This is a genomic window from Salinibacterium sp. VpJ6, from assembly GCF_059767345.1.
Genome location: NZ_JBSOQL010000002.1, coordinates 41072 through 53167 on the forward strand (window position 1 = coordinate 41072; position 12096 = coordinate 53167).

The window sequence follows — 12096 nt, forward strand, 5'->3', positions numbered from 1 at the left end:
AAAGGCGGGACGCGGGCGTCTTTCGCGATGGCTGCTGGCGTACGACTTGCTGGTGCAGGACTTGCGTGCAGGGTCGCTGTTTGTGGACGCTACTGGCGCAGGGTGCTGATCGGTTCAGTGTCGGGGATGGGGCTCGCATCTTTGCCGCGCAGGTCAGGGTGCCAGCCGCGCAGCAGCGTCGGCACGAGAACTCCGAGGGCAGCAATGACGGTCGCTGCCCAGAATCCACCGATGGGGCCATAGGCGTCGATGAGGAATCCGGCGACGGCCGAGCCGAGCGCGGCACCGATGAGCTGGCCGGTGCCGACCCATCCGTAGGCCTCAGCGGTGTCGCTGAACTTTACGCTGGCGGAGACGATGGCGAAGATCACGGCGAACGCAGGAGCAATACCGATGCCGGCGATGAGCAGCATGATGGCCAGCCACCAGAAGTCGAGGTAGATCATCGCTAACGCCATGCCGACGAACACGATGAACATGCGGCGTGCGAGAGCCCACGGCCCAATGGGGAGGTGCCCCAGGAGCAAGCCACCGAAGAGTGAACCGATGGCCCAGATGCCGAGCACGATACCGGCTTGCGGGCCGCCGTGTCCGAAGACCGCAACGACGGATGCTTCGACTGCCGAAGCGGCGCCAACGAGCAGGAAGCCCGTGATGGTCGCGAGCAATACGGGCGGGCGGCGCAGCACGGTTCCGAAGGAACGCTTGCTGCGTGGGATGCGCACCTGGCCAACTTCGGGGCTAGCGATGAACCAGATGCCACCCAAGATGAGGAAGGTGCCGGCGACGACGATCGCGAGAGTTGTGGAGATCTGTACCGCAATGAAGGTCGCGGCGACGGGGCCGGCAACCCAGATAATTTCTTGGGCCGACGCATCCAGCGAAAAAAGTGGCGTCAGCTGTTTGGAGTTGACCATCTTGGGGTAGATCGTGCGCACTGCTGGCTGCACCGGTGGGTTGCTGAGCCCAGCGATGAGCCCGACCACCATGAACATTCCGACGCTCATCGGTATGAGGGCGATCGCAAAAATGGATGCCGCTGAAATCACGAGGGTGAGAATGAGAACTTTGCGCATTCCCCACACGCCCATCCACCGGCTGGTCAAGGGGCCGGCAACGGCTTGACCGACGCTCGTGGCGGCGAGTACAAGGCCAGCGGCGCCGTAGGAGACGTGGATCTGCTCGACGTGAAGAAGGATCGCCAACGAGAGCATTCCGCTCGGAAGCCGGGCAGTGAGCTGCGCGGCGATAATCCTGGCGATGCCCGGAGTTTTCAACAGGTCGATGTATGCGTTCACAAGGACTCCAGCTTAGCTGCCGAATTGGGCCAATTTTCGGCGCTCAGAGGCCGGGTTTCTGCGGGTTTTCCGGGTGTCAGTGGTTATCCATAGGCTGTGGAAAACCCCGCGAAGTTATCCACAGCTGTGGAGGACACGCCCACTACATCTAGGGTTGGCGGCCGGTGGCACCCACGATATATAGTGGTGGAACCGCTTGGCCGGGGGTCGCGGTTTTGAGTGTTTTATGGGGATTTTAGGGAGTATTTGTGGCAATCACAGTCGTCAAGCGCAACGGTCAGCGAGAGCCGTACGATGCGAACAAGATCAACATCGCAATCGAAGAAGCCGCAGCCGGCCTCGACGAGAACATCACGTGGGTCACTCAGATCGCATCTGAGCTCGAACTGACGCTGTTTGACGGCATCACCACGCAGCAGCTCGACGAAGCTGTTATCCAGGTTGCCCTCCAGAACGTGAAAGATGACCCGGCCTTCGACACTGTCGCCGCCCGTCTTCTCCTCAAGACCATTTACAAGCGCGTTCTCGGTGACTACACCGACGCTGCTGACCTCAAGCGCCTGCACAAAGAACACTTCGCCACCAACGTCACCCGCGGCGTAGAAGAGGGACTCCTCGACCCTCGCCTCACGAGCATGTTCGACTTGGATGCTCTCGCCGAGCACCTTGAGCCCGCTCACGACGAGCTGCTCAAGTACATCGGTGTTGTCACCCTCAACAACCGCTACGGCATCAAGGGTCGCAACGGCGATGCCCTCGAGGTTCCGCAGTACTTCTGGATGCGTATCGCGATGGGCCTCTCGCTCAACGAAGCGAACCCCAACGAGGCCGCGCTCAAGTTCTACGAGAAGATGTCCAGCCTTGAATATCTGGCTGCCGGCTCCACTCTCGTGAACGCGGGAACGATCTACCCGCAGCTCGCCAACTGCTTCGTCATGGAAATGCAAGACGACATGGAGCACATCGCCAAGACCACGCGCGATGTCATGTGGCTCACTAAGGGCACCGGCGGAATTGGCCTTTCGGTCACCAAGCTGCGCGCTCAGGGTTCGCCCATCCGCTCCAACAACACCACGTCCACCGGCCCCATCCCCTTCATGCACACGATCGACTCGATCCTTCGTGCGGTAAGCCGTGGTGGCAAGAAGTTCGGTGCGCTGTGCTTCTACATGGAGAACTGGCACATGGACTTCCCGGAGTTCCTCGAACTCCGCAGCAACTCCGGTGACCCCTACCGCCGCACCCGCACCGCCAACACGGCCGTGTGGATCAGCGATGAGTTCATGAAGCGCGTTCAGAACGACGAGCCGTGGTACCTCTTCGACCCGCTCGAAGTTGCTGACCTCAACGAGCTCTACGGCAAGGCGTTCTCCGAGCGTTACAACGAATATGTCGCCATGGCCGAAGCCGGCGAAATGCACATGTTCAAGAAGATCGGTGCTCGCGAGCAGTTCAAGTCGATCCTCATCTCGCTGCAGACCACCAGCCACCCATGGCTGACCTGGAAAGACACGATCAACAACCGTGCGCTCAACAACAACACGGGCACGATCCACCTCTCCAACCTTTGCACCGAAATCACGCTGCCGCAGGATGAAGACAATGTCTCCGTCTGCAACCTCGCGTCGATCAACCTCTCGCGTCACCTTCTGCCCGAAGGCGGCGTTGACTTCGTGAAGATCGCGGAGAGCGCTCGACTGGCCGTTCGCCAGCTCGACAACCTCATCGATATCACGCGCTCCAGCGTGAAAGAAGCTGACTTCTCCAACGAGCAGAACCGCGCCGTCGGTCTGGGCGTCATGGGATTCACCGACATCATCGAGAAGCTCGGCTACAGCTACGAGAGCGAAGAGGCCTACGACCTCATCGACGAAATCATGGAGCACGTCTCGTACGCAGCGATCGACGCCAGCACCGAGCTCGCCAAGGAACGTGGCTCGTACACGAACTTCGAAGGCAGCCGCTGGTCAGAGGGCCTCGTGCCGCTCGACTCCATCGCGCTCACCGAAGCCGACCGTGGCATAGAGATCAAGGTCAACCGCAAGACGCGTCTCGACTGGGATGCCATGCGCGAGAAGGTCAAGGGCGGAATGCGTAACGCAACGCTCATGGCGATCGCTCCCACCGCATCCATTGGTCTCGTCGCCGGCACCACGCCCGGTCTCGACCCGCAGTTCTCGCAGATCTTCAGCCGCTCGACCTCGAACGGTAAGTTCCTCGAAGTGAACCGCAACCTCGTTGCGACTCTGCAAGAAAAGGGCCTCTGGGAGCAGAACCGCGAAGCGATCCTGCGTAGCCAGGGTGACGTGCAGAACGTTGCAGGCATCCCCGACGACATCAAGGCCGTATTCAAGACGAGCTTCCAGCTCTCGCCGTACGCGTTCCTTGAAGTTGCCGCTCGTGCCCAGAAGTGGATCGACCAGGCCATCAGCCGCAACATGTACCTCGAGACGCGTGACCTCGGCGACATGATGGACATCTACTTCGACGCATGGTCGCGCGGAGTCAAGACCACCTACTACCTGCACATGAAGCCTCGCCACCAGGCCGAGCAGTCCACGGTGAAGGTCAACAAGGCAGAAGAAATTTCGTCGACCAAGGCTGCAACAGCCTCGACATCCACATCAACAGCGGGCGCAGCTCCCGCACGCCGAGGTTTCGGCGGATTCGCAAAGAAGGCAGAGTAATCATGAACCGCGAAAACACCGTTGAGGACTACTTCGTACCGGTCGATCCGATGGACGACCTGCAGTGCGACAGCTGCCAGTAAGAGCAGCCACTCACTAACCTCCCCCGGGGGACACGACACCACACCGTCGTGTTCCCCATCACACACATCGAGCACCAATCGAGAAAGAAGAAGTCACCGGAATGGGAATTCTAGGTACAGGCCTGCAAGACGGCCTCCTGCTAAAGCCAATTAAGTATCAATGGGCTATGGACCTGTACGACCAGGCCGTGGCTAACACCTGGTTCCCTAACGAGATCCAGCTGGGCGAAGACATCGCCGACTTCAAGAAGATGACTGATGAAGAGCGTCACGCGGTGACCTTCCTCATGAGCTACTTCAACCCGAATGAGTTGCTCGTCAACAAGGCACTCGCCTTCGGCGTATACCCCTACGTTTCTGCCGCAGAGTGCTCGCTGTACCTCGCGAAGCAAATGTGGGAAGAAGCCAACCACTGCATGAGCTTCGAGTACGTTCTCGAAACCTTCCCCATCGACCGCGAAGCGGCCTACAACTCTCACGTTGATGTGCCGTCCATGGCGCGCAAGGAAGAGTTCGAAATGAAGTACATCCGTCGCATGACGGAGCAAACCCTCGACATCAACACCATCGAGGGCAAGCAGGACTTCATCCGCAACCTCGTGGCCTACAACGTGGTGCTCGAAGGCATCTGGTTCTACTCGGGCTTCATGGTTGCCCTGTCGTTCCGCCAGCGCAATCTGCTGCGCAACTTCGGTTCGCTCATGGACTGGGTTGTTCGCGATGAGAGCCTGCACCTCAAGTTCGGTATCAACCTGATCCTCACGGTGCTCGAAGAGAACCCCGAGATTCAGACCGAAGAGTTCGCTGACGAAATTCGCCAGATGATCTTGGATGCTGTGGAGATGGAAGAGGCCTACAACCACGACCTGCTCCCCGGTGGCATCCTCGGCCTCAACGCCAACTACATCAACCAGTACGTGAAGTACCTGGCTGACCGTCGCCTTGAAGAGCTCGGCTTCGAGCCGCACTACAACGTGTCGAACCCGGCCAAGTGGATGGCAACAGCCAACGACACTCTCGAGCTCGTGAACTTCTTTGAGTCGACCAACACCTCTTACGAGGCCAACGCATCGGCAACCACCAAAGCAAAAGCGGAGTGAGCCTGACCGTTGAGTGGGTCGACTGGCTCGACCCACGAGCGGTAAACCAGCGCGAACTGATGACGGTCGAAACGACGGCGATGTATGCCGATCGTCAGGCCGCCCTCGACGAGGCAGGCCGCAACGCAGTGAATGCTGCGTTGACGGTCTCGCCCGAGGACATCAGTCACACGCTATTGGTGCTCGATGGTGAGACCGTCATCGGTCACGCCGCGCTTCGTCCCTTCGGGCAATCGCTCGAAGTGAAGAAAGTCTTCGTCGATTCGCGTCATCGGGGCAAGGGCGCTGCCCGCCGCCTCATGAACGAACTCGAGGCGGTCGCGCGTGAGGCATCCGCTCACTCGCTCGTTCTTCAGACGGGTCACGCTCAGTTGCCCGCAATGGCCCTCTACGAGAGCCTCGGCTACACCCACATCGAGGCTTTTGGCGAGTACGCCAACATCCCGTTCGGCATTTGCTACGAGAAAACCCTGTAGTTCATTCAGCTACGCCCTCTAAGCTTCACCGGATGGGGGATACCCTTCGTCCACTTAACTCGAAACAATTGCACTGTGAGACTTTTCCGGCGGCGCCCGCGCCTTAACTTGGGCAAATTTACGGCGCCCGAGCCGGTAGAAGAAGCACCCATCGAACGTGTCGTCGAAGAGGGTGTTCTTATCGCGCGTAATGCCGTGCGCATGGCGGTCAAGAACCGCATCATTGTCGACGCTGCGCGCGACCACCTCGACTACGACGACGGCGCGCTTGCGGGCCTCGTTCACGTGGAATTCGATCACCTGGCCGATCAAGCCGAGCGCCTGCTCAAGGTCACGCGCACCGACCGCAACCGCGCCGTTCAAGAGGGCCTCACCGAGGGACTTCGGCAGGCATCCATGGATGGCGAGTTGATCTCGAACATCATCGACGAAGCACGTGAACTGGCCTGGAGCGAGATCGGCACAGCCATCATCGCGAAGCTGCGCGATGCCTACATGCCCGAGGCCGACCCGCAGTATGAAAAGAACCGCGAAACCCGGCTGCGGGAGCTGCGCAACATCAACTTCGCCGAGCTGCAAGCAGCGAACGAAGGCGAGTACTAACCGCCGCTCGAAAGTCGCGCTCGAAAGCTCGACAAGCGCGCATCCGCCGCACCTTTTCTTCGCCTCCCGCACGATTGTGGCGATGAGGCCGCAATGGATACCGGATCGTTTCTCACCAAACGATGATCTCTGCGCGGCCGGAGGTAGGCTTCCTTGGTCGGCGTTGACGCGAGGCGCATCCGTTCCGGATTCGGTTCTCGTAACCGACGCCACTATTCATCGGGAAATAGAGAAGGTTGAATCATGAGAATCAAGTACGTGACTCCGGCACTGGTTGTTGCCGCAGCGCTCATGCTGTCGGGTTGTGTTGACAACAGCGCTGGCACCGAAACCACCACCGGGGGCAACACTCCTGACGTAAGAGTGAACGAAGCCGCTGCCGCTCTGCTGCCTGATGAGATCAAGGAAGCCGGCGTTCTCGTGATCGGTATCGACCCGACCTACGCGCCCAACGAATACAAGGACGACGCCGGAAACCCCATCGGGTGGGAGGTTGACCTCGCCAACGCGATGGCCGCCACTCTTGGTCTCGAGACCCAGTACGAGCCCTCGAGCTTCGACAAGATCATCCCCAGCGTTACTGGCGGAAGCTACGACATCGGCTTCTCCTCGTTCACCGACAACGCGGAGCGCGAGAAGGTCGTCGACTTCGTGAACTACTACGAAGCGGGCATCCAGTGGGCACAGCTCATCGGCGTTGACGTTGACCCTGCTAACGCGTGTGGCCTCACCGTTGCTGTTCAGACCGCAACCTACGAAGAGACTGACGAGCTGCCTGCGAAGTCGCAAGAGTGCGTGGATGCTGGCAACGAGCCGATCAACATCCTCAAGTTCGACACCCAAGACGAAGCCACCAACGCGCTCGCTCTGGGCCGTGCCGACGCGATGAGCGCCGACTCACCCATCACGCAGTACGCCGTGAGCCAGGTCGAAGACAAGATCGAGCTCGCTGGCGACTCCTTCGACACCGCACCGTACGGAATCGCGATCGCCAAGGACTCGACCCTCCCCGCCGCTCTGCAGGCTGCACTGCAGTCGATGATCGACGATGGAACCTACAAGTCGATCCTCGATGACTGGGGTGTTTTCAGCGGTGCTGTTGACACCATCACCATCAACGCGGCAACCGCTAGCTAAGTAGATGGCTGCATCAGGCTCTAACCGTTCGGCGACACCAGCAGTGGTGTCGCCGAACGGCGCCGATCAAGCGGAGGCTATCAAAGCCGTTCGCCTTCGCCATCCCTGGCGCAACATAGTCGCCGTCGTTCTGGTGGCGATGCTCGCACTCTTTGTGCTGGATGCTGCCCAGCGCGAGGCCTACGGCTGGGAGAACTTCGCGAAGTACATCTTCGATCAGCGCATTTCGCAGGCAGCGGGCTACACGCTGCTGCTGACGGTCTACTCCATGGTCATTGCGATCATTTTGGGCGTCACCCTTGCGGTCATGCGCCTGTCGGAAAACCCGGTCGTCAAGGGCATCGCCTGGTTGTACCTCTGGGTCTTCCGCGGCACTCCCGTGTACGTGCAGCTCGTGTTCTGGGGTCTCTTCGCGACGATCTACTCCACGATCGACATCGGCATTCCGTTCACGGAGCCGTGGCTTTCGTTCGAGACCAACGACCTGATCAGCGTGTTCTGGTTGGCCGTCATCGGCCTCGCGCTCAACGAATCTGCGTACATGGCAGAGATCGTTCGTGCCGGCATCCTCTCGGTCGACAAAGGCCAGGACGAAGCTGCCACCGCGCTCGGAATGTCGTGGATGCAGACCATGACTCGCGTCGTGATTCCGCAGGCCATGCGCATCATCATTCCGCCCACGGGCAACGAAGTTATTTCGATGCTCAAGACCACCTCGCTGGTCACAGCCATCCCGTTCAGCTTGGAGCTCTACGGTCGTTCACGCGACATCTCCGTTGTGATCTTCGACCCGATTCCGCTGTTGCTTGTTGCTTCCGCGTGGTACCTGCTGTTCACCTCGATTCTGATGGTGGGCCAGTACTTCTTGGAGAAGCGCTTCTCGCGCGGTGTCGGTCAGGCTCGCCCCGATAAGGCAGGCACCGAGACAGGAGCAATCACGCTGAAGACGGGTGTTATCTCGACGCCCGGGGCGGCATCCGCTGCCGACGGCGACGCCGGTTCTGATGCCAGTACCGACCCTTCCGGAAAGGAGCACCAATGATGAACGCGGCTACTAGTAGCGTGCCCATGGTGCACGCCGATCGTGTCTCGAAGAGCTTCGGTTCTAACGAAGTACTCAAGAGCATTTCGCTGTCGGTGCCGCAGGGTGAAGTGATGTGTTTGGTCGGGCCTAGCGGTTCGGGCAAGTCAACCTTCTTGCGCTGCATCAACCACCTTGAACGAGTGGATGCCGGTCGACTCAGTGTCGAAGGCGTTCTGGTCGGGTACGAAGAGCGAGGCGACAAGCTCTATGAGCTCAAGCCGCGCGAAGCTGCTCGCCAGCGTCGGGATATCGGCATGGTGTTTCAGCGCTTCAATCTGTTCCCGCACATGACGGCTCTCGAAAACATCATTGAGGCGCCCATCCGGGTGAACAAGGTCAAGAAAGAGGCCGCGGTCGCGCACGCTCAAGAACTGCTCGCTCGGGTTGGTCTCGCGGGCAAGGCGGATGCCTACCCGGCTCACTTGTCGGGTGGTCAGCAGCAGCGTGTGGCTATCGCGCGCGCTCTCGCCATGGAGCCCAAGCTCATGCTCTTCGATGAGCCGACGTCGGCGCTCGACCCGGAGCTCGTGGGCGAAGTTCTCGATGTCATGAAGGGTCTCGCCGAATCGGGCATGACCATGATTGTTGTCACTCACGAGATGGGGTTCGCGCGCGAAGTCGCCGACCAGCTCGTGTTTATGGATGGCGGCGTTGTCGTGGAGTCGGGTGACCCTGACCAGGTGTTGGGCAATCCCCAGCACGAACGTACGAAAGCGTTCCTCTCGAAGGTTCTCTAAGTTCGGTTCGCTCCATTCGCTCGGATCCTTTAGCTCGCTCGCGAGCTTCGGTCGGTCCGGGTGCTGCTGCTAGCGCGGCTGCATCCGGATCGCACCGTCGAGCCGAATCACTTCGCCGTTGAGCATGGGGTTCTCAACGATGTGCTGCACGAGCGCGGCATACTCCGCCGGTCGTCCGAGGCGAGACGGATGCGGCACTTGCGCGCCGAGGGAATCTTGCGCCTCTTGCGGCAGGCCCGCCATCATCGGCGTCTCGAAGATGCCCGGAGCGATCGTCATCACGCGCAGCAAGCTCGCTGCGAACTCGCGGGCGAGCGGCAGGGTCATCCCGGCAACGCCCGCTTTGGAGGCGGCGTACGCGGGCTGGCCGATCTGGCCATCGAAAGCGGCGACGGATGCCGTGTTCACGATCACGCCGCGTTCGCCATCGATGGGCTCGGTTTCGACCATCGCGGCCGCAGCGAGCCGGATGACGTTGAACGTGCCCACAAGGTTGATGCCGATCACGGTCTCGAAGGTCTCCAATGGCAGCACGCCCTTGCGGCCGAGGGTCTTGCCCGGCGTCGCAACGCCAGCGCAGTTCACGACGATGCGCAGCGGAGCCACCGAGCCGGCGAGATCGACGGCAGCCTGAACGTCCGCTTCGGAGCGCACATCAGTGGGCGCGAACTGGAAGCCGTGTTCGGCGGCGATCTCGACTCCGCGGGAGCTGGGCAGGTCGGCGATGGTGACCTGAGCACCCTGCGCGGCGAGGGCGCGAGCGGTGGCCAAGCCGAGGCCACTGGCGCCGCCGGTGATAAGAGCTGCGGCATCCTGAATCTTCATTAAAGCCTTTCGATGAGGGTTGCGTTGGCCATGCCGCCGCCTTCGCACATGACTTGGAGTCCGAAGCGGCCGCCGCTGGCGTCGAGATTGTTGACGAGGGTGGTGAGCAGGCGAGTACCCGATGAACCGAGGGCGTGTCCAAGGGCGATGGCTCCGCCGCGAGGGTTCACGATCGTGGGATCGACGGGAAACTCTTGCAGCCAGGCGAGGGCGACCGAGGCGAAAGCTTCGTTGACTTCGATGCTGTCGAGTTGGTCGAGACGGATGCCGCTGCGTTCGAGAATGCGATGCGTGGCGGGAATGATGCCGGTCAGCATCTCGATGGGGTCGGAGCCGACCACCGCAAAGGAATGGAAGCGTGCGCGAGGCGTCAGACCGAGGGCGGCCGCCCGCTCTTCGCTCATGATGAGCGCCGCCGAGGCACCATCGGTGAGCGGCGAGGAGTTGCCGGCGGTCACGCGCCACTGAATTTCGGGAAAACGACCGGCGATCTTGGCGTCGTAGAAGGCGGGCGAGAGCCCGGAGAGCTTCTCGGCGGTGGTGCCGGGGCGCACGGTTTCGTCGCGGTCGAGACCGGCGAGCGGCAGAATCTCCGAGCTGAAATCGGCGGCGGCAGCGCGAGCGTGCGAGAGAGCCGCATAAACGTCGAGGTCGTCGCGTTCAAGACCCCAGCGTGCGGCAATCAACTCAGCAGAGATGCCCTGAGTAACAAACCCTTCGGGGTACCGATTGCGGATCAAGCGACTCATGCCGCCCTGACCCAGCGTGGCCTGCCCGAGGGGATGCGTGCTCATGAGCTCGACACCGCAGGCGATCACGATGTCGTTGACGCCCGCCATGATCGACTGGGCGGCAAAGTGCGCTGCCTGCTGGCTTGAGCCACACTGACGGTCGATCGTGGTGGCGGGCACCGACTCGGGGAACCCTGCAGCGAGAACCGCGGTGCGGGTGACATTGGCGGCTTGGCGGCCGGATTGCGTGACGCAGCCACCCATCACATCGTCGATGGTGGCCGGGTCGAGATCGTGACGATCGACCAGACTGCGCAGAACTACGGCCAGCAGATCGACCGGATGCTCGCTCGAGAGCGCCCCGCCGGGTTTGCCCCGGCCCGAGGGCGTTCGAATCGCGTCAACAATGACTGCCGTTGTCATGGCTCAACCCTAACCGCGGGTGCGGATGCGGGGAAGAGCAACGACAGTGACTGCGTTAGGCGGGTTCAACACCAAACGCGCGAGCAAGCTTGTCAATCTTTTGGGCACGACCGAGGCGAGGCAGGTCACTACCGTCGCGGATGACGCGGCCACGAGCTTCGAAGTCGTCCAAGAAGTCGCGAGCCCACGCCACATCGGAGCGGGTGGGGCTGATGACCTCGTTGATGATGGGCAGTTGCTCGATGTCGAGGCAGAGTTTGCCCGTCATTCCGAGAGAGACGGCCATGTCGCCCTGCTCGCGTAGAACGGGATGGCTTGTGCCGACTGTCGGGCCATCGATCGGGCCGGGCAGGTTGCCGACACGGCTGGCAATGACCAAGCGCGAGCGCGGGTAGGCCATGGCAAGATCATCGGCGCTGGCGCCAGTGTCGCGGCGGTAGTCGCCGCTACCGAACGCCAGTCGGTAGGCGCCGCGGGCGCGAGCGATCGAAACGGCCTCTTCAATTCCGAGAGCCGACTCCACAAGAGCAATCACCGGGGTGACACCCTTGAGACGGTCGAAGGTTTCGGAAACATGGGCGGCAGCTTCAGCCTTGGCGAGCATGACGCCGCGCAGCCCGGGGAGCCCGGCGAGGGCATCCACATCATCTGACCAGAAGTCAGAAGTGCGGTCGTTGATGCGCACCCAACCACTGCCACCGTTGCTCAGCCATTCGACAACGGCGTCACGGGCGCTTGACTTGAGGCGGGGGTCAACAGCATCTTCAACGTCGAGAATGATCTGGTCGGCGCGTGAGCGCTCAGCGGCATCGAAGTCTTCGGGGCGGGTTGCCGCAACCAAGAGCCACGATCGTGCGATTTCCGCGGAAACATCGTGAGTGGTGGGGTGGTCGGCGTTGCTTTCGGACACGC

The 12096-nt window shown here is 61.1% G+C and carries 11 protein-coding genes; 7 read left to right on the top strand and 4 right to left on the bottom strand.

Going from position 1 to position 12096, the window contains the following annotated elements; translation table 11 throughout:
• Nucleotides 1-89: 89 nt before the first annotated feature.
• Complete coding sequence (locus ACWTV1_RS09245; RefSeq protein ID WP_498505085.1) at nt 90-1298, bottom strand: MFS transporter; 1209 nt, start codon at nt 1296-1298, stop codon at nt 90-92.
• A 248-nt stretch (nt 1299-1546) separates the two neighbouring features.
• Here ACWTV1_RS09245 and ACWTV1_RS09250 point away from each other — a divergent pair, with 248 nt between their 5' ends.
• From ACWTV1_RS09250 to ACWTV1_RS09280, 7 genes are all read left to right on the top strand, one after another.
• Nucleotides 1547-3985: a ribonucleoside-diphosphate reductase subunit alpha gene (locus tag ACWTV1_RS09250; RefSeq protein WP_498505086.1), complete on the top strand. Its 2439-nt coding sequence runs from the start codon at nt 1547-1549 to the stop codon at nt 3983-3985.
• 184 nt (nt 3986-4169) lie between these two features.
• Complete coding sequence (locus tag ACWTV1_RS09255) at nt 4170-5168, top strand: ribonucleotide-diphosphate reductase subunit beta (RefSeq protein ID WP_498505087.1); 999 nt, start codon at nt 4170-4172, stop codon at nt 5166-5168.
• Nucleotides 5165-5644, top strand: a complete 480-nt coding sequence (locus ACWTV1_RS09260; protein ID WP_498505088.1) for a GNAT family N-acetyltransferase — start codon at nt 5165-5167, stop codon at nt 5642-5644. Before ACWTV1_RS09255 ends, ACWTV1_RS09260 begins: the two co-directional genes overlap by 4 nt.
• Nucleotides 5645-5719: 75 nt before the next feature.
• Nucleotides 5720-6247 (top strand): hypothetical protein, encoded by a 528-nt coding sequence (locus ACWTV1_RS09265; RefSeq protein WP_498505089.1) that lies wholly within the window; start codon nt 5720-5722, stop codon nt 6245-6247.
• A 243-nt stretch (nt 6248-6490) separates the two neighbouring features.
• A complete protein-coding gene (locus ACWTV1_RS09270) occupies nt 6491-7384 on the top strand; it encodes an ABC transporter substrate-binding protein (RefSeq protein ID WP_498505090.1) in 894 nt (297 codons plus the stop codon).
• 4 nt (nt 7385-7388) lie between these two features.
• The gene (locus ACWTV1_RS09275) at nt 7389-8426 is read left to right on the top strand and encodes an amino acid ABC transporter permease (protein ID WP_498505091.1); all 1038 of its coding nucleotides are present in this window, start codon (nt 7389-7391) and stop codon (nt 8424-8426) included.
• A complete protein-coding gene (locus tag ACWTV1_RS09280) occupies nt 8426-9205 on the top strand; it encodes an amino acid ABC transporter ATP-binding protein (protein ID WP_425355807.1) in 780 nt (259 codons plus the stop codon). The genes ACWTV1_RS09275 and ACWTV1_RS09280 overlap by 1 nt, the downstream gene beginning before the upstream one ends.
• Before the next feature lie 69 nt (nt 9206-9274).
• On the opposite strand, the gene ACWTV1_RS09285 is transcribed toward ACWTV1_RS09280, so the two are convergent.
• Genes ACWTV1_RS09285 through ACWTV1_RS09295 form a run of 3 tightly spaced genes read right to left on the bottom strand, consistent with a single transcriptional unit; the run spans nt 9275 to nt 12094 of the window.
• Complete coding sequence (locus tag ACWTV1_RS09285) at nt 9275-10030, bottom strand: 3-hydroxyacyl-CoA dehydrogenase (RefSeq protein WP_498505092.1); 756 nt, start codon at nt 10028-10030, stop codon at nt 9275-9277.
• Nucleotides 10030-11184, bottom strand: a complete 1155-nt coding sequence (locus tag ACWTV1_RS09290; protein ID WP_498505093.1) for a thiolase family protein — start codon at nt 11182-11184, stop codon at nt 10030-10032. Before ACWTV1_RS09290 ends, ACWTV1_RS09285 begins: the two co-directional genes overlap by 1 nt.
• 55 nt (nt 11185-11239) lie before the next feature.
• Nucleotides 11240-12094: an HpcH/HpaI aldolase/citrate lyase family protein gene (locus ACWTV1_RS09295; RefSeq protein WP_498505094.1), complete on the bottom strand. Its 855-nt coding sequence runs from the start codon at nt 12092-12094 to the stop codon at nt 11240-11242.
• Between the last annotated feature and the right edge of the window lie 2 nt (nt 12095-12096).

Bases quoted from the DNA above. Each gene is read 5' to 3' on its own strand.
- ACWTV1_RS09285 (WP_498505092.1), bottom strand. From the start codon at position 10,030: ATGAAGATTCAGGATGCCGCAGCTCTTATCACCGGCGGCGCCAGTGGC.
- ACWTV1_RS09275 (WP_498505091.1), top strand. From the start codon at position 7,389: ATGGCTGCATCAGGCTCTAACCGTTCGGCGACACCAGCAGTGGTGTCG.
- ACWTV1_RS09280 (WP_425355807.1), top strand. From the start codon at position 8,426: ATGAACGCGGCTACTAGTAGCGTGCCCATGGTGCACGCCGATCGTGTC.
- ACWTV1_RS09270 (WP_498505090.1), top strand. From the start codon at position 6,491: ATGAGAATCAAGTACGTGACTCCGGCACTGGTTGTTGCCGCAGCGCTC.
- ACWTV1_RS09290 (WP_498505093.1), bottom strand. From the start codon at position 11,184: ATGACAACGGCAGTCATTGTTGACGCGATTCGAACGCCCTCGGGCCGG.
- ACWTV1_RS09255 (WP_498505087.1), top strand. From the start codon at position 4,170: ATGGGAATTCTAGGTACAGGCCTGCAAGACGGCCTCCTGCTAAAGCCA.